This is a genomic window from Streptomyces sp. CB02980, assembly GCF_014451325.2.
Taxonomy (GTDB): Bacteria; Actinomycetota; Actinomycetes; order Streptomycetales; family Streptomycetaceae; genus Streptomyces.
Window position 1 is genome coordinate 428,335 of sequence record NZ_JACSCH020000002.1, and the last position, 23,434, is coordinate 451,768.

3 protein-coding genes (1 of these 3 cut by a window edge) are annotated in these 23,434 nt (G+C 74.0%); all 3 read right to left on the minus strand.

Translation table 11 applies throughout. The features are described 5' to 3' along the window. Tightly spaced (each overlapping or abutting the next), the 3 genes in view from ccrA to E0F75_RS05555 form a layout consistent with a single transcriptional unit that may run on beyond the window. On the minus strand, positions 1–1,245 hold the full coding sequence (gene ccrA / locus E0F75_RS05545; RefSeq protein ID WP_187621330.1) for a crotonyl-CoA carboxylase/reductase: 1,245 nt from the start codon (positions 1,243–1,245) through the stop codon (positions 1–3). After that, a complete protein-coding gene (locus E0F75_RS05550; protein ID WP_187621331.1) occupies positions 1,245–19,442 on the minus strand; it encodes a non-ribosomal peptide synthetase in 18,198 nt (6,065 codons plus the stop codon). The genes ccrA and E0F75_RS05550 overlap by 1 nt, the downstream gene beginning before the upstream one ends. Beyond that, positions 19,439–23,434 carry the 3' end of a non-ribosomal peptide synthetase gene (locus E0F75_RS05555; RefSeq protein ID WP_187621332.1) on the minus strand. 10,236 nt of this gene lie beyond the right edge of the window, so 3,996 of the gene's 14,232 nt are visible here — the last part of the coding sequence; its start codon lies beyond the right edge, outside the window; the stop codon is at positions 19,439–19,441. The genes E0F75_RS05550 and E0F75_RS05555 overlap by 4 nt, the downstream gene beginning before the upstream one ends.

The window sequence follows — 23,434 nt, forward strand, 5'->3', positions numbered from 1 at the left end:
TCAGCGCATATCCGTGAGGCCCGGCTCAGGCGCGTTCACGAGGACCGCCACATTGCCGGGCGGCTGCTTGTTCTCGTAGACCATCTGGTGCGCCCGGCCGATCTCGGCGAACGGCAGGGCGAGGCTGAGGCAGGGGTCGATGTGGCCGGCCGCGACGAGCTCGATGATCGCCGCGGTCTGGCGTACGTTCGCGGCGTGCGAGCCCTGGAGCCGCTTCTGGAACATCCAGAGGAACCGCAGGTCGATGTCGCCGTTGTAGCCGCTGGTGCCGGCACAGGTGACGACCATGCCGGCCCGGTCGCAGACGTAGACCGAGGTCGGCAGGGTGGCCCGGCCCGGGTGCTCCAGGACGATGGCGGGGTCTCTGCGCTCGCCGAGCGCGTCCCAGAAGGCCCGGCCGAAGGAGCGGACCCCGGAGAGCCATTCCCGGTAGGCGACGGTGTCGCTCGAATCAGGCAGCCGACCCCAGTGGTCGAAATCATTCCGATTGATGACGCCGTGCGCTCCCAGGCGCTTACAGTAGTCGAATTTATCGTCGTCCGAAACCACGGCGACCGGAATTCCGCCGAAGTATTTCACGATCTGTATGGCCATGGATCCGAGACCGCCGGCGCCGCCCCAGACGAGGACGGGATCGCCCGGCCGGACCGTGTGCGGGTGCCATCCCATGAGCATGCGGTACGAGGTGGAGCCGCCGCCGAGGAAACAGCCGGCCTCCTCCCAGGTGAGGTGCGGGGGCTTCTTGTGGCACTGGTACTCGTCGGCCACGGTGAACTGCGCGAAGGAGCCGTGGTTCGACTCGTAGCCCCACGCCCGCTGGGAGCGGGAGGCGGTCGGGTCGGTGCCGAGGCGGATGTCGGGGGCCGACTCGTCCCAGGCGACGCCGCCGACGATGACGTGGTCGCCGACCTTGAGCTGCTTGACCCCCTCGCCGACGGCCCAGACCACTCCGGCGCCCTCGGATCCGGCGATGTGGAAGTCGAGCGGATCGCCGGCCCGTTGACGGTCGGCGATGACATCGGCGGGGGTGCCCAGTCCGGCCCAGACGCCGTTGTAGTTGATCCCGGCGGCCATCACCCAGATGAGGACCTGCCCGCGGCCGACCGGCGGCACGTCCACGGTCTCGACCTGGATCGACTGCTCGGGCGGGCCGTACCGCTCGCGCCGGATCACGCCGGCGTGCATGCGACGGGGCACCTCGCCCAGGGGCGGTGTCTCCCCCAGTGCGTACAACTCCTTCTTCATCAGCTGTCCTTCCGTGTGGTGCGGGCGTTCAGATGGGCGGCGAGCACGCCGCCGACGACGGTCAGCGGCTCGGGCCGCAGCATGTCCTCGTGGCGGCAGTCGACCGGGTGGACGGCGATCGCGCCGCCGACGTACGGGCGCCAGCGGTCCGCCTTCTCGCCGACGGCGCCCGCGGGGTCCTGCCCGGAACCGTGCCGGGAGCCGCTCCCTCCGGAACCGCCGTTCGCGACGAACAGCAGCAGGTCGCCCGTGAACCGGCGCGGGGCGAAGCCCGCGCGCAGCTCGACGCCGGTGCGGTACGCGTCCACGAGGGCGCCGACCCGGTCGGCGAGCAGCGCCGCGAGCGGTCCGCCGCGGGCCCGCAGCAGCGCGGCGCCCGCCTCGGGGGTGAGCTCCTCCTCGCCGCGGTCGGGGCCTACGCCGGCCGCGTCGAGGAGGGCGCCGAGGACCTGCGCCGCCGGGGGCACGACCACCGGGTCGCCGGGCCGCGCCGGGTAGGAGTCCAGGACCGCGACGGTCGCGACCTCCTCTCCGGCCTCCTCCAGGAGGACCGCGGCCGCCTGGGCGACCAGGCCGCCGAGCGACCAGCCCACCAGGTGGTAGGGGCCGGACGGCTGGACGGAGCGGATCCGCTCCACGTAGTCGGAGGCGGCCTCCTCCAGGCTCGCCGGGCGGTGGCCGGGCTCGGCGAATGCGCGGGCCTGGAGGCCGTACACCGGGTGGCCGGCCGGCAGGTGCCGCAGCAGGGCCGCGTACCGCCAGCTCAGGCCGCCGGCGGCGTGGAAGCAGAACACCGGCGGAAGGTCACCGCGGGTGCGCAGCGGCAGCAGGACGTCCAGCGCTCCGGCGGCGTCCGCGTCCTCGTCGTCGAGGGCGGCGACGAGTCCGGCGACCGTGGGCGCCAGGAACAGCGCCTGGATGCCGAGTTCGACGCCGAGGACGGCGCGGATCCGGCTGACGAGTCCTGCCGCGAGCAGCGAGTTGCCGCCGAGGGCGAAGAAGTCGTCGTCGATGCAGGCCGCGTCGACGCCGAGGACGTCGGCGAACAGGCCGCACAGCAGCTCCTCGCGGGGGGTGCGCGGGCCGCGTCCGGTGCCCCCGGCAGCGTCGGCGGGGGCGGGCAGTGCCGCCCGGTCCAGCTTGCCGTTCGCAGTGAGCGGCAGCGCGTCGAGCAGGACGACCGCGGCCGGGACGAGGTAGTCCGGCAGCGTCTCGGCGAGCCGGGCACGCATCTCCGCCGCGCCCGGGGCGGGTTCGCCGGGCACGGGCACCGCGTAGGCGACGAGGCGCTTGTCGCCGGGCCGGTCCTCGCGGACCAGGGAGACCGCGTGGGCCACGCCGGGCAGGGCCGCGAGCGCGCCGTCGACCTCGCTGAGCTCGATCCGGAAACCGCGCAGCTTCACCTGGTCGTCGGCCCGGCCGACGAACTCCAGGGCGCCGTCCGGGCGGCGGCGGGCCAGGTCGCCGGAGCGGTACATCCGCGTCCCTGGATCTCCGAACGGGTCGGCCACGAACGAACGGGCGGTGAGTGCCGGGTCGTTCTCGTAGCCGCGGGCGAGCCCGGAGCCCGCGAGGTACAGCTCGCCGACGGCCCCGGCGGGGACCGGCTCCAGCTCCGGGGAGAGCACATAGGCCGCCATCCCGTGCAGCGGGACGCCGATCGGCACGTTGTCCGGGACCGGGTCGCCCGCCCCCATGATGTGGTGGGTGGCGAACACGGTGGTCTCGGTGGGCCCGTAGCCATTGCTGACGACGGTGCCGGGGCAGGCGGCAAGGACCTTGCGGACGGCGTCGGCGGGGACGACGTCGCCGCCGGTGCGCACCTCGCGGACTCCGGCGAAGCAGTCCGGCTCCTCCTCGGCCAGCCAGCGGAACAGACCGGCCGTCAGCCAGAGTCCGGTGACGCGCTCGGCCACCAGGAGCCGGGCCAGGTCCCTCAGGTCGGTCTCACCGGGCGGGGCGACGATGACCGTGCCGTGGTTCAGCAGCGGCCCCCACAGCTCCAGCAGGGCTGCGTCCCAGGCGTGCGACGAGTGGAACAGCATCCGCTCCCGCGCGCCCGGGGCCCAGCAGGGCTCGTCGGCGAGCTCGACGACGTCGCGGTGGGTGACCGCCACGCCCTTGGGCACGCCGGTGGAGCCGGAGGTGAACAACACGTACGCCAGCCGGTCCGGCTCGACGGGCGTGCCGGGGTCGGTGGGGTCCTGGCGGGCCGGGCGCGGGTCGGTGTCCACGGCGACGGTCGTGACGCCGTCGTCCGGGGCACCGGCCCGGTCGGCGGCGCGGGCCGCGTCGGTGAGCAGCACGCGCACGCCGGCCCGGTCGAGGACGGTCCGCTGCCGCTGCGCGGGGTGGGCGGCCGCCACCGGGACGCAGACCGCGCCCGCCTTGAGGACGGCGAGGAAGGCGACGACCAGCAGCGGCGACCGGTCGAGCAGGATGCCGACCCGGTCCTCCGGGCCGGTGCCCAGCTCGTGCAGCAGCCGGGCCATCCGGTTGGCCCGCTCGTCCAGTTCCCGCCATGTGAGCCGCTCGTCTCCCAGGGACACCGCGACGGCGTCCGGGGTGCGGGCGGCGAGGGCGGCGACCCGGCCATGGATCGTGTCGCCGGGGCCGCCGTGCGCGCCGGCGGCGAGCGGGGTCGGCGTGCCGCCTTCGGCGAGCGCGCGGCGCTCCTCGCGGGACAGCACCGAGACGCGCCCCACCGGCTGCTCCGGGTCGGCGGCCACCGACTCCAGGACACGGGTCAGCCGCTCCAGCAGGGTGGGGGCGGTCGTCGCGCCGAGCACCTCGGGCCGGTGGTCGAGACGGAACCGCAGGCCCTGCGAGCGCAGCGACGCGACCAGCAGCAGCGGGTAGTGGGCCGCGTCACGGCCCTGGACCGCGGTGGCGCGCAGCCGGGAGGGGGAGCGCTCGGTGTCCTCGGGCAGCGGGTAGTTCTCGTACACGAGGGCGGTGTCGAACAGCGGCCGGACGCCCGCGATCCGGTGCACGTCGGCGAGGCCGAGGTACTGGTGGGTGCGCAGGGCGGCCTGTTCGTCCTGGACGCGGGCCAGGGCGGCGCTCCAGCGTTCGGAGCGGTCGAACCGGACCCGTACCGGCAGGGTGTTGATGAACAGGCCGATCATGTTCTCGGCGCCGGGGAGCTCCGGCGGCCGGCCGGAGACCGTGGTGCCGAACAGGACGTCGTCGCGTCCGAGGTGACGGCCGAGGACGAGTGCCCAGGCCGTCTGGACCACGGTGTTCATGGTGACGCCGGCCCGGGCCGCGTGCGCCTGGAGGGTCGCGGTGAGCTCCGGCGACAGGTCGTGCACGAGCTGCTCGGGCAGCGCGGGTCCGGCCGGTTCCCGGCCGGGGGCGAGCAGGGTGGGCTCCTCGATCCCGGCGAGGGTGTCGCGCCAGGCCCGTTCGCTCACCGTGCGGTCCTGCGCGGCGAGCCAGTCGACGTACGAGCGGAACGGGGCGGGGACGGGCAGCGTGGCCGCGTCGCCGCCGTTCTCGTACAGGGTGACCAGTTCGCGCAGGAACAGCGGCATGGACCAGCCGTCGAGCAGGATGTGGTGCTTGGTGATGACCAGCCGGTGCCGTTCGGCGCCGAGGCGGATCAGCAGGAAGCGGACCAGCGGCGGCCGGCTCAGGTCGAACCGGTGGCCGCGGGCGGCCTCGGTGAGCGCCGCGAGTTCGCGCTGCGCGGTGTCGTCGGGCAGTGCGCCGAGGTCGGCCTCGTCCCAGGGCAGGGCGGCGGTGCGCGGCACGACCTGGACGGCCGCTCCGTCCGCGCGGTGGTGGAAGCCCGCCCGCAGGTTGGGGTGCCGGTCGAGGACGGTCTGTCCGGCGGTGCGCAGGGCGGCCGGGTCCAGCGGGCCTTCGAGGTCGAGGACGAGTTGGACGGTGTAGACGTCCGTGCCGCTGTCGTCCGCCTGGAGGGCGTGGAAGAACAGGCCCTCCTGGAGCGGGGTGAGCGCGAATGCGTCCTCCAGTCCGCCGGGTGCGGCGGCGAAGTCGTCGATCTCGGGCTGGGTCAGCCCGGACGTCGGCAGGTCGCCGGGGGTGAGCCCGTCACCGCGCTCGGACTGGCCGGGGTCGGCGAGGGCGCGCAGGGCGGTGAACCACAGCTCGGCGAGCTCCTCCATCTCGGCGCGGTCGAAGAGTCCGGCGGGCCAGGAGTACGTGACGTGGAGCCGGGGCCCGCCGTCGCCGTCCCGGGTGACCGCGTTGATCTCGACGGAGTGGCCGAACGGCATGCCCGGGTCGGCGGGGAGCAGCGGGATCCGCAGGTCGGACGCGCTGGACCAGCCGGCGGGTCCGGCCTCGCCGAGGGTGTCGCCGCCGCTGCCGACCCGGCCGAGGTAGTTGAAGCCGATCTGCGGGGCGGCGGCGCCCGCCAGGGCGAGCGCGGTGTCCGCGTTGAGGTAGCGGAGCAGGCCGTAGCCGAGTCCGTTGTCGGGCAGGGCGCGCAGTTGCTCCTTGATCTGCCCCAGCGCGGCGACGGTCGCGGCGCCGCCGTCCAGCGCCTCGTCCAGGTCGAGCGGGCCGGGATCGAGCCGGACGGGGAAGCGGCTGGTGAACCAGCCGACCGTACGGGACAGGTCGAGGGTCTCGTCGAGTTCCTCGCGGCCGTGGCCCTCCATGTCGACGAGGACCGCGTGGGACGCGTCCTGGGTCCAGCGGCGGCGCCAGCGGGCGACCGCGAGGGTCAGGCCGGTGAGCAGCACGTCGTTGATCTGGGTGCGGAACCGGGCCGGAACGTCGGTCAGCAGCGCCGTCGTCAGGTCCGCGGGGAGGGCGGCCGTCAGATGCTCGGCGGTCTCCCGGGTGTCGACGGCGGGGTCGAGAGGGCGCGCGCCGAGGAGCGGGTCGCGGCCCTGCGTCTGCTGCCGCCACAGCGGGAGTTCGGCGATCCGGGCCGGGTTCTGCGCCTCCATGACGAGGGCCTGCGCCCAGCGGCGGAAGGTCGAGCCGACCGGGGCGGGCCGCGGGTCGCGGCCGTCGCGGGCGGCCTGCCAGGCGGCGGCGAGGTCCGGCAGCAGGATCCGCCACGACACGCCGTCGACCACGAGGTGGTGCAGGAGGACGAGGAGGAGGCCCTGCTCGTCCGGGCCGGCGTCGAACCAGACGACCTGGAGCAGGACGCCGTTCTCCGGGTCGAGCCGGCGCCGGGCCTCCTCGCCGTGCGCGGAGACCGCGGCGGCGACGTCGCCGGCATCGGCCGCGGCGTCCCGGACGTCGACGCGGCTGACGCAGGAACGGGCGTCGACCGTGCCGCGCGGCGCGGTCTCCAGGTTCCACGGCAGGCCGAGTGCGGCACCGGTGAGCCGTGCGCGCAGCACGTCGTGGTGGTCGACGACGGCCTGGACGGCCCCGGTCAGCTCGTCCTGTCCGAGGCCCCCGGGAACCCGGAGCAGCACGGACTGGTTGAGGCCCTGGAACGGGCCGCCGAGCTGGTGCAGCCAGCGGACCACCGGGGTGCCGGGGACGGCGCCGACGCCGTCGTCGGCGACGGGCGCGGCCTCCGCGGCGGCGGGGCGGATCGCGGACACCAGCTCCGCGACGGTCTGGTGGCGGAAGATGTCCCGCGGTGTGAGGACGAGCCCGGCCTGGCGGGCCCGGCCGGCGACCTGGATGGCGTTGATGCTGTCGCCGCCCAGGGCGAAGAAGTTGTCGTCGGCGCCGACTCCGGCCAGGCCGAGGACCTCGCCGACGATCCGGCAGAGCAGAGCCTGCGGGTCGTCGTCGGCGGACGGCTCCGGGGACCGTTCCGCCGCCGGGGCGGCCGGGGCGGTCCCGGGCTGCTCGGGGGCGGGCAGCGCGGCCTTGTCGGTCTTGCCGTTGACGGTCAGCGGGACCCGGTCGATCTCCATGAGGACGGACGGCAGCAGGTGCGCCGGCAGGGCGGCCCGCAGGTACGTCCGTACCGCTCCGAGGTCGAGTCCGGCACCCGCCTCCGCGACGAGGTAGCCGACGAGCTGCCGAACGCCCGGACGGTCCTCCCGGACGGTCGCGACGGCGCGGTCGACGCCCGGCGCGCCCGTCAGGGCGGACTCCACCTCTCCGAGTTCGATCCGGAAGCCGCGCAGCTTCACCTGGCCGTCGGCCCGGCCGACGAACCGCAGCCGGCCGTCGCGCATCCGGCTGACCACGTCGCCGGTGCGGTACATCCGGCTGCCGGGCGGCCCGAACGGGTCGGCGACGAACCGCTCGGCGCTCAGGCCGGGCCGGCGGAGGTAGCCACGGGCCACGCCGATCCCGGCGACGTAGAGCTCGCCGGGGACGCCGACCGGGACCGGCCGCAGCCGGTGGTCGAGGACGTGGACGCGGGTGTTGGGCAGCGGGCCGCCGATCGGCGGCACCCCGGCCTCGGGGGCGAGCGGTCCGGCCATGGTGCAGGAGACCGTGGTCTCGGTGGGGCCGTACGCGTTGAACATGCGCCGCCCGGGCGCCCAGGTGGCGACCAGACCGGCCGGGGCGGCCTCGCCGGCCGTCACAAGGGTGCGGACGGTGCGCAGGCTCGCGGGCGAGAGCTGGGCGAGCACCGCGGGCGGCAGCGTCGCGTGGGTCACGCCCTGCTCGCGCAGCAGCGCGGGCAGTTCGGCGACCTGGAGCAGCATGTCGGCCGGGCCGAGCACCAGGCACGCGCCGGCGGACAGCGGAGTGCAGATCTCCGACATCGCGGCGTCGAAGCTGAGCGACGCGAACTGCAGCGCCCTGCTTCCCGGGCCCATCGCGTACGGACCGGTCCGGGCCAGGACGATGTTGGGGATGCCGCCGTGCTCGACGACGACGCCCTTGGGGCGACCGGTGGAGCCGGAGGTGTAGATCACGTACGCGGGCGTGCGGGCCGTCAGCGAGGCGGTCCGGTCGGCGTCGACCGGGTTCCGCGCCTGCTGGGCGGCGAGTGCGGCGACGGTGTCCGGCGCATCGACGACGATCCGCCCGGCGGCGACCGCGGACGGCACGCGCTCCTCGGCGTCGGTGCTGGTGACGACCAGGCAGGGCCGGGCGTCCTCGAAGAAGTACGCGATGCGGTCGGCCGGGTATTCGGTGTCGACCGGCAGGTAGGCAGCGCCGGACTTCAGCACGGCGAGCACGGCGACGATCATCTCCGGCGACCGCGGCACCGCGATCGCCACGATCGACTCGGGACCCGCGCCGCGCCCGATCAGCAGATGCGCCAGCCGGTTCGCCCGCTCGTTCAGCTCCGCGTACGTGAGGGTCACGTCGCCCGCGGACAGGGCGGGCGCGTCGGGGGTGCGGGCGACCTGGGCCTCGATCAGCTCCGGGACGAGGAGGTCCGGGAGCGGGCGGGCGGTGTCGTTCCAGCCGTACAGCAGCAGCTCGCGCTCGGCGGCGTCGAGGATGTCGAGGTCCTCGATCCGCCGGTCGGCGTCCGCGACCACGGCCTTCAGGACGGTGACGAGACGCTGCGCCATCGCCTCGACCGTCGCACGGTCGAACAGGTCCGCCGCGTAGGCGACGGTGCCGTGCAGACCGGCCGGTCCGTCCTCGTCGGAGCGCTGCTCGGAGAGCCGCACCGACAGGTCGAACTTGGCGCGCCCGGCCCCGTCGCCGGCCGGCTCGCCGACGGCGTCGACGGTCAGTCCGGCGAGGCGCACATCGGCCCGCGAGACGTTGTCCAGGGAGAGCATGACCTGGAACAGCGGGTGGTGCGCGGTCGACCGGCGCAGCGCGACCGCGTCCACGACCCGCTCGAACGGCACGTCCTGGTGGGCGTAGGCGGCGAGGTCGGTCTCCCGGACCCGGGCCAGCAGCTCGCGGAAGGACGGGTTGCCGGACGTGTCCGTGCGCAGCACCAGCGTGTTGACGAAGAATCCGACCAGGTCGTCGAGCGCCTCGTCGCCGCGCCCCGCGACCGGCGTGCCGAGCGGGACGTCCGTACCCGCGCCGAGGCGGGTCAGCAGGCTCGCCAGCGCCGCCTGGAGGACCATGAAGACCGTGGTCCGGCTGGAGCGGGCGAGGTCGAGCAGCCCGGCGTGCAGCTCGCCGTCGAGCGTGAGCGGCACGAGTCCGCCCTCGTGGCCTGCCTCCTCCGGGCGGGGCCGGTCGGTGGGCAACGCCAGCACTTCGGGCAGGCCCGCGAGGGTCTGCTTCCAATGGGCGAGCCGGCGGGCGATCTCGCTGTCCGGGTCGGCCTCGTCGCCCAGTACCTCGCGCTGCCACAGCGCGTAGTCCGCGTACTGGACCGGGAGCGGCGCCCACTGCGGCGCGCCGCCCTCGGCGCGCGCGGTGTACGCGGCGGCCAGGTCCCGGACCAGGGGCCCCATCGAGGAGGCGTCGCCGGCGATGTGGTGCAGCACCAGCACGAGGACGTGGTCCTCGGGTCCGAGCTCCAACAGCTGGGCGCGCAGCGGCAGATCGGTGTCCAGGGCGAAGTCGGTGCGCTGCGCGGCGGTTACGGCCGCCTCGACGGCGCACTCCTCGACCTGGACGACGTGCAGATAGGGACGCGCCTCGGCCGGGTCGAGCACGACCTGCGAGGGCGTGCCGTCGGACGTCGCGGGGAAGACGGTGCGCAGCGACTCGTGGCGGGTCACCACGTCGGCGAGCGCGGTCTCCAGCGCGACCGCGTCCAGCGGGCCGCGGAGCCGGGTGACCATCGGGATGTTGTACGTGCCGGCCGTCGCACCGAGCCGGCTCAGCGCCCAGAGGCGGCGCTGCGCGTAGGAGAGCGGGATCTCGGCCGGCCGCTGCCACGGGACGAGCGCGGGCCTGGTCTCCCCTCCTCGCTCCAGGTACGGGGCGAGGGCGGCGACGGTCGGGGTCTCGAACAGTGCGCGGACGGGGAGTTCGACACCGAGGACGGTGCGGATCCGGGAGACGAGCCGGGTCGCGAGCAGGGAGTGCCCGCCGAGGTCGAAGAAACTCTCGTCGATCCCGACCCGGGCCAGGCCCAGGATCTCCGCGAACAGCCCGCAGAGGATGTCCTCCTGGGCCGTACGCGCCTCACGCCGGACGACACCCGAGGCGATGGGCGCGGGCAGTGCCTTGCGGTCCGTCTTCCCGTTCGGCGTCAACGGCACCGCGTCGAGGACCACGACCGCCGACGGGACCATGTACTCCGGCAGCAGGCGGGCCACCGCACGGCGGACCGCTTCCGTTTCCAGTGCCGTTCCCTCGGCGGGGACGACGTAGCCGACGAGCCGGCGGTCGTTCGGGGAGTCCTCACGGACCATGGCCACGGCACGGGCGACACCGTCCACCTTCGACAGTGCGGACTCGACCTCGCCGAGCTCGATGCGGTAGCCCCGCACCTTCACCTGATCGTCGACACGGCCGACGAACTCCAGAACACCCGAATCCGTCCACCGCACCAGGTCACCCGTCCGGTACATCCGCGAACCCGGCTCACCGAACGGATCCGTGACGAACCGCTCCGAGGTCAGCCCCGGACGACCGAGGTAGCCGCGGGCGACTCCCTCACCGGCGATGTACAGCTCGCCGGACACGCCCGGCGGAACCAGACGCAGACGACCATCGAGGACGTAGACCTGCGTATTGGCGATCGGCGCGCCGATCGGCGTACCACCGTCACCCGACAGCAGCGCGCTGGTCGACCAGATCGTCGTCTCCGTCGGCCCGTACATGTTCCACACCGACGCACCCGCCTGCGCCAGCACATCGGCGAGGGCGGCGTCCACGGCCTCGCCACCGACAAGGATCTTCAGACCCTGCGCAACCTCCGGGTCCGTCTCCGTCAGCGCACGCCACAGGCTCGGCGTCGCCTGCATCACCGCGATGTCCTCGGACCGCACCAGAGCGCCCAACCGCGCCGGATCACGCACCACATCACGGTCCGCGATCACCACGACGGCACCGGACACCAGCGGCAGGAAGACCTCGAGCAACGAGATGTCGAAGCCGAACGTCGTCACCGCCAGCCACTTCTCCCCCGCCGACAGCTCCACCTGCGAACCCATCGACCACAGGAAGTTCCGCAGCGCGCCATGCGGCACGACCACACCCTTCGGCCGACCCGTCGACCCCGACGTGTACAGCACATAGGCCGCGTCGCCCGCCGACACCTCACACTTCCCCACCAACTCCGTGGCAGGCTCGATGCCGTCCAGGAGCAGTACGGGGGCGGCGGACCCTTCCGGCAGCCGGTCAGCAGCCTCATGGTTCGACAGGATCACCGAGGGAGCGGCGTCGGAGAGGATGTAGGCGATGCGATCGGCCGGGAAGTCCAGATCCACCGGCAGGAACGCCCCACCCGCAAGACCCACACCCAGCATCGCCACCACCGCATCCACCGAACGCGGCACCGCCAACGCCACCACCGAACCACGACCCACACCCACAGCCGTCAGCTCATTCGCCACACCCACCGCACGCGACCACAACTCCCCGTACGACAACCGCACCTCACCACACACCACCGCCGGCGCCTCCGGCACCCGCGCCACACACTCCGCGAACCACACCGGCACCACACCCACCGGCACCACAGCACCCGTCGCATTCCACCCGCTCACCAACCGCCCACGCTCGGCGGCGTCGAGGATGTCGATGTCGCCGATGGAGCGGTCGGGGTCGGCGACGACGGCACGCAGCAGGCGCTCCAGTCGGTCGACGACGGTGTCGACGGTGTCGCGGTCGAAGAGGTCGGCGGAGTAGTCGGCGACGCCTTCGAGGCCGTTCGGGACGCCGTTCGCGGTGTGCCGTTCGCCGAGGCCGAGGGAGAGGTCGAACCGCGCCCAGGAGGAAGCGCCGGCCTCGGCGGACACGGTCAGGCCGGGCAGTTCGAGCGCGGCGTCGCGGGAGTTCTGCACGGTCAGCGTCACCTGGAAGAGCGGGTGACGGGTCAGCGAGCGCTGCGGGTTGAGCGCCTCGACGATCCGCTCGAACGGCAGGTCCTGGTTGGCGTACGCGGCGAGGTCGGTGTCCCGGACGCGGGCGAGCAGTTCGCGGAAGGACGGGGCGCCGGAGGTGTCGGTGCGCAGGACCAGGGTGTTCAGGAAGAAGCCGACGAGGTCGTCGAGGGTGTCGTCGGTGCGGCCGGCGATCGGGGCGCCGATCGGTATGTCGTCGCCCGCGCCGAGCCGGCTGAGGACGGACGCCAGTCCGGCCTGGAGGACCATGAAGAGGCTGGTGCCCGTGGAGCCGGCGAGGGCCAGCAGCCGGCGGTGCAACTGGGCGTCGAAGGCGAAGCGCAGCTTCGCGCCGCGCTGGGCGCCGGTCAGCGGCCGGGGCCGGTCGGTGGGCAGGGCGAGCTCCTCCGGCAGACCGGCGAGCACGTCGGTCCAGTGGGCGAGCTGGCGGGCGATCTCGCTGTCCGGGTCGGCCTCGTCGCCGAGCAGCTCGCGCTGCCACAGCGTGTAGTCGGCGTACTGGACGGGGAGCGGCGTCCACTGCGGGGCGTCACCCCGGAGGCGGGCCGTGTAGGCCGTGGAGAGGTCCGTGGCGAGTGGGGCGAGGGACCAGGCGTCACCGGCGATGTGGTGCAGGACGAGGACGAGGACGTGCTCGTCCGGGCCGGTGGCGAGCAGGGTGGCCCGCAGTGGGACCTCCCGGGTCAGGTCGAAGCCGCGGCCGAGGAGTTCGGCGATCCTGTTCTGCGGGTCGGAGGCGTCGGCGGAGCTCTCCTCGGAGGCGTCCAGGACGGTGAGGCCGACGGGCTGCGCCTCGCCGTGGAGGACGGCCTGACGGGGTTCGCCGTCGGTGGCCGGGAAGACCGTCCGCAGACTCTCGTGGCGCTGTGTCACGTCTGCGAGCGCCGCGTCGAGGGACGCCCGGTCGAGGCCTCCGGACAGGCGCAGGACCATGGGGATGTTGTAGAGCGGGCTCGTCGGGTCCATCTGGTTGATGAACCACAGGCGGCGCTGGGCGAACGACAGCGGGACCGCGTCGGGCCGCTCGGCCGGGGCGGGGGCCGGGCGGGCCGAGCCGGCGCCGTCGAGGCGCTCGGTAAGACCGGCGACGGTCGGGGCCTCGAAGAGGGCCCGGATGCCGAGCTGGACGCCGAGGACCGAGCGGATGCGGCTGAGCAGCCGGGTCGCGAGCAGCGAGTGGCCGCCGAGCGCGAAGAAGCCGTCGTGGATGCCGACCCGGCCGACGCCGAGGACCTCGGCGAACAGACCGCACAGGATCGCTTCCTGCGGGGTGCGCGGTTCCCGGCCCCGTACCGCCGCGGTCTGCTGCGGCGCGGGCAGGGCCGTGCGGTCGGTCTTGCCGTTCGGGGTCAGCGGCACCGCGTCGAGGATGACGACCGCCGAGGGGACCATGTACTCGGGCAGCACGGCGGCGACATGGCGGCGGACCGCCTCGGCGTCCGGGGCCGCGCCCTCGACGGGGACGAGGTAACCGACCAGACGACGGTTGCCGGGGGTGTCCTCGCGTACGGCGGCGACGGCGCGGGCGACGCCGGGGACCGCGGAGAGCGCGGACTCGACCTCGCCGAGCTCGATGCGGTGGCCGCGGACCTTGACCTGGTCGTCGGCGCGGCCGACGAACTCCAGGGCGCCGTCGTGGCGGTGGCGGACCACGTCGCCGGTGCGGTACATCCGTGTGCCGACGGGGCCGAACGGGTCGGCGACGAAGCGTTCGGCGGTGAGCGCGGAGCGGTTCAGATAGCCGCGGGCCACGCCGTCGCCGGCGAGGTACAGCTCGCCGGGGACGCCGGCCGGGACCGGGTTGAGCCGCCGGTCGAGCACGTACGCCTGGGTGTTGCGCAACGGACGGCCGATCGGGACGGCTCCGTCCGGCAGTTCCTCGCCGGGGGCGATGCGGAACTGGACGGCGCTGACGGTGGTCTCGGTGGGGCCGTAGACGTTGAAGACCGCGCCGTCCTGGTGCCGACGGCGCCAGGGGGCGACGGCGGCCGAGGTGAGGGCCTCGCCGGCGACGAGGAGTTCGGCGTCGACCTCGGCCGGCTCGACGGAGTCGGTGAGCGGGCCGAGGTGGCTGGGCGTCACCTTCAGCAGGCTGAAGTCCTGCTCGACGGCTCCTTCGAGGAAGTCGGTGAGCCGGATGCGTCCGCCGACGGTGAGCGGGACGTGCAGCGAGGTCACCGTGGTGTCGAAGGAGACCGAGGAGTGCAGCAGCACCGCTCCCGCGACGCCCCGGTAGTCGGCGGCGGCGCCCGCGACGTAGTCGGCGAGGCCCGCGTGACGGACGACGACGCCCTTCGGGGTGCCGGTGGAGCCGGAGGTGTAGATCACGTACGCGGCGTGGTCGGCCAGCAGCGGTCCTGTGCGGTCCGCGTCGGCGGGGTCGTCCGCACGCTGCCCGGCGAGTTCGGCGGCGGTCGCCGGGGCGTCGAGGGCCAGGAGTGGCTTGGTGGCGGCCTTGGGCAGGTGCGGCACGACGTCCCGGGTGGTGACGACCAGGGCGGGCGCGGCGTCGGCCAGCATGTAGGCGATGCGGTCGGCGGGGTACTCGGTGTCGACCGGCAGGTAGGCAGCGCCGGACTTCAGTACGGCGAGGACGGCGACGACCATCTCCGCCGACCGCGGCACCGCGATCGCCACGATCGACTCGGGACCCGCGCCCCGCCCGATCAGCAGATGCGCCAGCCGGTTCGCGCGCTCGTTCAGCTCCGCGTACGTCAGGGTGACGTCGCCGCCGGTCACGGCCGCTGCGTCCGGGGTGCGGGCGGCCTGGGCCTCGATCATCTGCGGCACGAGCAGGTCCGGCAGGGGGCGGGCGGTGTCGTTCCAGCCGTACAGCAGCAGCTCGCGCTCGGCGGCGTCGAGGATGTCGAGGTCCTCGATCCGCCGGTCGGCGTCCGCGACCACGGCCTTCAGGACGGTGACGAACCGGTCCGCCATCGCCTCGACCGTCGCGCGGTCGAACAGGTCCGTGGCGAACTCGGCGAGGGCGTCGAGGCCGGCGGGCGCGCCGTCGGCGGTGAGGCGCTCGTTGAGGCCGAAGGACAGGTCGAAGCGGGCCACGCCGCCGCTGCCCGGCTCGGCTCCGACGGTCAGACCCGGCAGCTCCAGGGTGGGGTGCGCGGTGTTCTGCAGGGCCAGCACGATCTGGAACAGGGGGTGGCGGCCGAGGGAGCGGGGCGGGTTCAGGGCCTCGACGAGGCGCTCGAACGGCACGTCCTGGTGGGCGTAGGCGGCGAGGTCGGTCTCCCGGACCCGGGCCAGCAGGTCACGGAAGGACGGGTTCCCCGAGGTGTCCGTGCGCAGCACGAGCTCGTTGATGAAGAAGCCGACCAGCTCCTCCGCGGCGTCGTCGGTGCGGCCCGCGATCGGGGTGCCGATCGGGATGTCCGTACCCGCGCCGAGGCGGGTCAGCAGGCTCGCCAGGGCCGCCTGGAGGACCATGAACAGGCTGGTGCCGGACTCCCGGGCGAGGGTCAGGAGCTGCCGGTGCAGCGCGGCGTCCAGGGCGAAGCGGATCCGCTCGCCCCGGTGCGAGGAGGCGTCGGGGCGCGGGCGGTCGGTGGGCAGGGTCAGCTCGTCGGGCAGGCCGGCCAGGGTCTGCGTCCAGTGGGCGAGCTGCCGGGCGATCTCGCTGTCCGGGTCGGCCTCGTCGCCCAGTACCTCACGCTGCCACAGCGCGTAGTCGGCGTACTGGACGGGCAGCGGGGACCACTGCGGCTCGGCGCCCTCGCACCGGGCGGTGTAGGCATCGCCCAGGTCTCGGGCGAGCGGCCGCATGGACCAGGCGTCGCCGGCGCTGTGGTGCAGCACCAGCACGAGGACGTGCTCGTCCGGACCGACGGTGAGCAGCGTGGCCCGCAGTGGGGTCTGCTCGGCCAGGTCGAAACCGTGCCGGACGGTCGCGGCGACCTGCGCGGCCACCTCGTCCTCCGTGACGTCGGCGGTCCGCAGGATGCGGCCCGTGACGGTCTCGGCGTCGAGCACGACCTGCGTGGGCGTGCCGTCGGGTGCGGGGAAGACCGTACGCAGGGACTCGTGGCGGGTCACCACGTCGGCGAGCGCGGCCTCCAGCGCGACGGCGTCCAGCGGGCCGTGCAGGCGCAGGCCGAGGGAGATGTTGTAGAGCGGGCTGTCGGTGTCGAGCTGGTTGATGAACCACAGCCGCCGCTGCGCGTACGACAGCGGGATCTCGGCCGGCCGCCGCTGCGGGACGAGCGCGGTTCGGGCGGCCGCCGCGCCGCCGCCGTCGAGGTGACGGGCGAGGGCGGCGACGGTCGGGGTCTCGAACAGTGCGCGGACGGGGAGTTCGACACCCAGGACGGTGCGGATCCGGGAGACGAGCCGGGTCGCGAGCAGGGAGTGCCCGCCGAGGTCGAAGAAGCTGTCGTCGATCCCGACCCGGGCCAGGCCCAGGATCTCGGCGAACAGCCCGCAGAGGATGTCCTCCTGAGCCGAACGCGCCTCACGGCGGACGACGCCCGAGGCGATGGGCGCGGGCAGTGCCTTGCGGTCCGTCTTCCCGTTCGGCGTCAACGGCACGGACTCCAGGACGACCACACCGGAGGGGACCATGTACTCGGGGAGGAGCGCGGCGGTTCGACGACGGACCGACTCCGGTTCGAGGGAGACTCCCTCGGCGGGGACGACGTAGCCGACGAGCCGGCGGTCGTTCGGGGAGTCCTCACGGACCATGGCCACGGCACGGGCGACACCGTCCACCTTCGACAGTGCCGATTCGACCTCGCCGAGCTCGATGCGGTAGCCCCGCACCTTCACCTGGTCGTCGGCGCGGCCGACGAACTCCAGAACACCCGACTCCGTCCAACGGACCAGGTCACCCGTCCGGTACATGCGCGCGCCAGGCTCACCGAACGGATCGGTGACGAACCGCTCCGAGGTGAGGCCGGGCCGCCCCAGGTAGCCACGGGCCACACCGTCGCCCGCGATGTAGAGCTCGCCGGAGACGCCGGGCGGCACGAGGCGGAGCCGGCTGTCGAGGACGTAGACCTGGGTGTTGGCGATCGGCGCGCCGATCGGCGTACCACCGTCACCCGTCAGAAGGGCAGTCGTCGACCAGATCGTCGTCTCGGTCGGACCGTACATGTTCCACACCGATACGCCGGCCTGCGCCAGTACACCCGCCAAAGCGGCGTCCACGGCCTCGCCACCGACCAGGATCTTCAGACCCTCCGCGGCCTCCGGGTCCGTCTCGGCCAGCGCGCGCCACAGACTGGGCGTCGCCTGCATCACCGACACACCCTCGGAGCGCACCAGAGCGCCCAAGCGCTGTGGATCACGCACCACATCACGGTCCGCGATCACCACGACCGCGCCCGAGACCAGCGGCAGGAACACCTCGAGCAGCGAGATGTCGAAGCCGAACGTCGTCACCGCCAGCCACTTCTCCCCCGCCGACAGCCCGACCTGCGAGCCCATCGACCACAGGAAGTTCCGCAGCGCGCCGTGCGGTACGACCACGCCCTTGGGGCGGCCCGTCGAACCCGACGTGTACAGCACATACGCCGCGTCCTCCGCCGACACCCGGCACTCCCCCACCAGCTCGGCGGCAGGCTCGACGGAGTCGAGCAGCACCAGCGGCACAGTCGTTTCGGAGGGCAGACGGTCCGCGGTGTCACTGGTGGACAGGATCGCCGCGGGCTCGGCGTCGGAGAGGATGTAGGCGATACGGTCGGCCGGGAAGTCCAGGTCCACCGGCAGGAACGCCCCACCCGCGAGACCCACGCCCAGCATCGCCACCACCGTGTCCACCGAACGCGGCACCGCCAACGCCACCACCGCACCACGACCCACACCCGCAGCGGTCAACTCGTTCGCCACACCCACCGCACGGGACCACAACTCCCCGTACGACAGACGCACCTCACCGCACACCACCGCCGGCGCCTCCGGCGCCCGCGCCGCACACTCCGCGAACCACACCGGCAGCACATCCACCGGCACCACAGAGGTCGTCGCGTTCACACCGCTCACCAGCCGGTCACGCTCTACGGCGTCGAGGACGTCGACCGCACCCACGGGCCGGTCCGCGTCCATGACCGCCGCGCGCAGCACACGCTCCAGTCGTCGCACGATCCGTTCGGCCGCCGTGTGGTCGAAGAGGTCGGGGCGGTAGTCGAGGCGCATCTGCACGCCGGCCGCCGTCCGGGAGACGACGAGGGTGAGCGGGTAGTGGGTGGCGTCACGGCCCTTGGCGCCGACGAGGCGCAGCCCGGAATCGAGCCGGGCGCCCTCGGCGGCCGGGTCCACGGGGTAGTTCTCCACGAGGACGGTGGTGTCGAAGAGTTCGCCGCCGCCGGCCAGCGCCTGGATCTCGGCGAGGCCGAGGTGCTGGTGCGGGCCGAGGTCGGCCTGTTCGTTCTGCACGCGGGCGAGGGCCTTGGACCACGGTTCGTCATGGTCGAGGGCGACGCGGACCGGGACGGTGTTGATGAAGAGGCCGACCATGGACTCGACGCCGGGCACCTCGGCCGGGCGGCCGGCCACGGTGGTGCCGAACACGACGTCGTCGCGGCCGGTGAGGCGGCCGAGGACGACGGCCCAGGCGAGCTGGACGACGGTGTTGAGGGTGACGGCGCCGGTGGCGGCGAGTTCCGCGATGCCGTCGCCGAGGTCGGCGGGGAGCAGGGCCTCGACGCGCTCCGGCATGCGTGCCTCTCGGCCGGCGCCGGCCGGGGCGAGGCGGGTGGCCTCCTCGACGCCGGCGAGGGTGCGTCGCCAGACCTGCTCGGTCTCGGTGCGGTCCTGCGCGGCCAGCCACTGGAGGTAGTTCTTGTACGGGGTGACCGGCGGCAGGGCCTGTGCGCCCTTCTCGTACACGGTGAACAGTTCGCGCAGCACGACCGGCATGGACCAGCCGTCGAGCAGGATGTGGTGGTTGGTCACGACCAGCCGGTGCAGCGCGTCCTCGCGGCGGATCAGGAGGCAGCGGATCAGCGGCGGCGCGGCCAGGTCGAAGCGCTCGGCGCGGTCCTCGTCGGCGAGCCGGCCGAGTTCGGCCTCCCGCTCGTCCGCGGGCAGGTGGGTGAGGTCGGCCTCGCGCCAGGGCAGTTCGACCTCGCGGAGGATGAACTGCACCGGCTTTCCGGAGCGTACGGAGCGGAATCCGGCCCGCAGGTTGGCGTGGCGCCGCAGCAGGGCGGCCATCGCCTCCTTGAGCCGGGCCGCGTCGAGCGGTCCCTCCAGGTCGACGGCGAGCTGGACGGCGTAGACGTCGGGGCCTTCGCCGTCGTCGAGCAGGGAGTGGAACAGGAGGCCTTCCTGCAGGGGGGACAGGGGCAGGACGCCCTCGAGTCCGGACGGCTTGCGGGCCGGTCGGCTGGTGTGCGTCACGTCAGATCCTCCAGGTCGGCCAGGTCGGCCTCGAGCTCGTCGATCTCGCCCTGGTCCAGGTCTGCCAGGGAGAGGTCGGATGTCGTCAGACTGCGGGGGGCGCCGCCGGCGGGGGCGGCGTGTGCGGTGCTGTACCGCGTGAGGGCGTCGAGGGCCTCGAACCAGAGGCCGGTGAGGGCGTCGACGTCGGCCTCGTCGAAGAGGCCGCCGGGCCAGGTCCAGGTCACGGTCAGTTCGGGTCCGGAGGACCGGTCGTGGGTGACCGCGTTGACCTCCAGGCTGTGGGCGAACGGCAGGTCGGGGTCGGTCGGGGCGATGCGTACGTCCTCGGGCGCGGCGCCCCAGTCGGCGGGGCCGGCGGAGTGGTCGGTGCGGACGCGGCCCAGGTAGTTGAAGCCGATCTGCGGTGTGGCGCCGCCCGCGAGGAGGTCCGCGGTGCGCGGGTTGAGGTGGCGGAGCAGGCCGTATCCGGCGCCCTTCGCGGGAATCGCGCGGATCTGGCCGCTCACCCGGCGCAGGGCCTCGCCTGCGGCCGGGGCTCCGCCGCGGACCTCGTGCCACTTGACACCGGGGTCGAGGCGCAGCGGGTGCATGGCCGTGAACCAGCCGACGGTGCGGGAGAGTTCGGCGCCGTCGTCGTCGGTGCGGCCGTGGCCCTCCACGTCGAGGAGCACGGGCCCGGCGCCCGGTGCGCCGCGCCTGCGACCGCGTCGCCATTCGGCGAGGGCGAGGGCGAGGGCGGTGAGCAGGATCTCGTCGGGGCCGGCGCCGGTCGCCGCGGGTACCGCGGTGAGTAGGGGCTCGGTGCGGTCGGCGGGGAGGGTGCGGGCGCGACGGCGGGTGGTGGCATGGGTGTCGGCGGCGGGTTCCAGGGGGCGGTCGGAGAGGAGCGGGTCGGCTTCCGCGGTCATCCTTTCCCACAGCGGGAGTTCGGCCTCGACGGTGCCGGTGAGGGCACGGTCGGCGAGGCGGCGGGCCCAGGTGCGGAAGGAGGTGCGGGCGGGTGCGATCACGGTCTCGCGGCCTGCTTCGGCGTCGGCCCAGCAGGTCATGAGCTCGGGGACGAGAATGCGCCAGGAGACGCCGTCGACGACGAGGTGGTGGGCGAGGAGCAGGAGTCGTCCGGCGCGGTCGGGTCCGGCGTCGAACCAGACGGCGCGGAGCATGTCGCCCCGGTCGGGGTCGAGGGACCGGCGGGCGGTCTCGGCGTGGTCGGTGAGGAGCGGGGCGAGGGCGCCGTCGGGGACGGCGGTGATCTCGACCCGGGTGACGCGGTCGGCGGCGTCGGTCTTGCCGGCGGGCGGGACGTCCAGGGTCCAGGGGCCGTCCCCGGTCCGGTCGAGGCGGGCGCGGAGCAGGTCGTGTCCGTCGAGGACGGCCTGGACGGCGGCGACCAGGGCCCGTTCGCCGAGGCCCGCGGGGGTGCGGAGCAGGACGGACTGGTTGAAGCCCGCGACGGGGCCGCCGAGGCCGCGCAGCCATTCCATGATGGGGGTGGCGGGCACGGCTCCGGTGCCGTCGTCGGGGGCGCCGGCGGTGTCGGCGCCCGGGGCGGTCGCGGCGAGGGCGAGGGCCTCGACGGTCTGGTGCTGGAAGATGTCGCGCGGTGTGAGGACGAGTCCGGCCTCGCGGGCCCGGCTGACGAGCTGGATGGAGACGATGCTGTCGCCGCCCATGGCGAAGAAGTTGTCGTCGACGGCCACCTCGGTGACGCCGAGCAGGTCGGCGAAGAGCGTGCACAGCAGTTGCTCGCGCTCGTTGCGCGGGGCGCGGCCGCCGCCGCCCTCGTACCGGGGTACGGGCAGGGCCCTGCGGTCCAGCTTTCCGGTACGGGTCAGGGGCAGTTCGGTGAGTTCGACGAACGCGGCGGGCGTCATGTAGTCGGGCAGCAGGGCCGCGACGTGGGCACGCAGCGCGTCGGCGTCGAGCGGGTGGCCGGCGGCCGGGACGGCGTAGGCGACCAGGCGCTTGTCGCCGGGCCGGTCCTCGCGGACCACGACGACGGTCTGGGCGACGGCCGGGTGGGCGGCGACGGCGGCCTCGACCTCGCCGAGCTCGATGCGGAAGCCGCGGACCTTGACCTGGGCGTCGGCGCGGCCGGCGAACTCCAGGGCACCGTCGGCCCGCCAGCGGACCCGGTCGCCGGTGCGGTACATGCGCGATCCGGGCGGGCCGTACGGGTCGGCGACGAAGCGTTCGGCGGTGAGGCCGGGACGGCCGGTGTAGCCGCGGGCCAGGCCCTCGCCGGCGACGTACAGTTCGCCGGTGACGCCGTCGGGGACGGGCCGCAGGGCCGTGTCGAGGACATAGACGCGGGTGTTGTCGAGCGGGCGGCCGATGGGGAAGGCGTTGCGGGCGACGTCCTCGTCGGTGAGGGCGTGGTGGACGACGCACAGGGTGGTCTCGGTGGGGCCGTAGCTGTTGGTGAGGCGGGCTCCGGCGGTCTGCTCCAGAACCTTGCGGACGGCGGTCGCCGAGGCGGTGTCGCCGCCGACGTAGATGTCGCGCAGGTCGCGGAAGGCGTCGGCGTGGTTCTCGGCGAGGAGCCGGAACACGCCCTCGCTGAACAGGCCGACGGTGACGCGGTGCCGGGTCATGGTGGCGGCCAGGGAGGCGATGTCGGTGGCGTCGCCGTCGGAGGCGACGATCAGGGCGCCGCTGAGGAGGGGGCCCCACAGTTCGTACGTGGAGGCGTCGAAGGACGGCGGGGAGTGCATGAGCACCCGGTCGTCGGCGCCGTGGCCCCAGTAGCGGTCGCGGACGAGCCCGGCGACGTTGCGGTGGGTGACGGCGACACCCTTCGGCTCACCGGTGGAGCCGGAGGTGTACATGACGTACGCGAGCCGGTCCGGGTGGATCGCGGGCAGTTCGGAGTCGGGCGCGTCGGCCGGCGGGAGCGCGTCGTCGAGAAGCAGGACGGGCGCGGAGCCGTCCGGGACGCGGGCGACGGTGGCCGTCTCGGCGAGGACGAGGACGGTCGCGGTGCCGTCGAGGATCCGGCGGGTGCGGACCTCGGGGCTGCGCAGGTCGAGCGGTACGTACACGCCGCCGGCCTTGGCGACGGCGAGGGTCGCCACGACGTGGGCGGCCCGGTCGGCGAGGAGCAGCGCGATCCGGTCCTCGGGGCGGACGCCCCGGCCGAGCAGGGCGCGGGCGAGCCGGTCGGAGCGCGCGTCGAGTTCGGAGTAGGTGAGGGAGAGGTCGCCGCGGACGAGGGCGGTCGCCTCGGGGGTGTGGGCGACCTGCCGGCGGAACAGCTCGGGCAGCGAGGCCTCGGGGCGCGGGTGGCCGGTGGCGTTGCGGACGACGAGGAGGTCGTGGAGTTCCGCGTCGTCGAGGACCGCGAGGCCACTGACCGGCAACTCGGGGGCGTGCGCGGCGGCGGTGAGGAGCCGCTGGAGCCGGGTGGCGACCGTTTCCGCGGTGGAGCGGTCGAACAGGTCGAGGGCGTACTCGATCCGGCCGAGGATGCCGTCGGCGGCGCCGTCGGCGGTGTGCCGCTCCCAGAGGCTGACGGACAGGTCGAACTTGGCGACCGGGGCGTCGGCGCCCTCGACCTCGATCCGCAGTCCGGGCAGGTCGATCTCGGGCCGGTCGGTGTTGTGCAGGATGAGCATGATCTGGAAGAGCGGGTGGCGGGCCAGGGACCGTACCGGGTTGAGCTCCTCCACCAGCCGCTCGAACGGCAGGTCCTGGTGGGTGTACGCGGCGAGGTCGGTCTCGCGGACCCGGGCGAGCAGTTCACGGAAGGTCGGGTCGCCGGAGGTGTCGGTGCGCAGGACCAGGGTGTTGACGAAGAAGCCGACCAGCTCGTCGAGGGCGTCGTCGGTGCGTCCGGCGATGGGCGTGCCGATCGGTATGTCGCCGCCGGCGCCGAGCCGGGTCAGAAGGGCGGCCAGACCGGCCTGGAGGACCATGAAGAGGCTGACGCCGTGAGCGCGGGCGAGCGCGGCGAGCGCGGCGTGGGTCTCGGCGTCGAGCTCCAGCGGCAC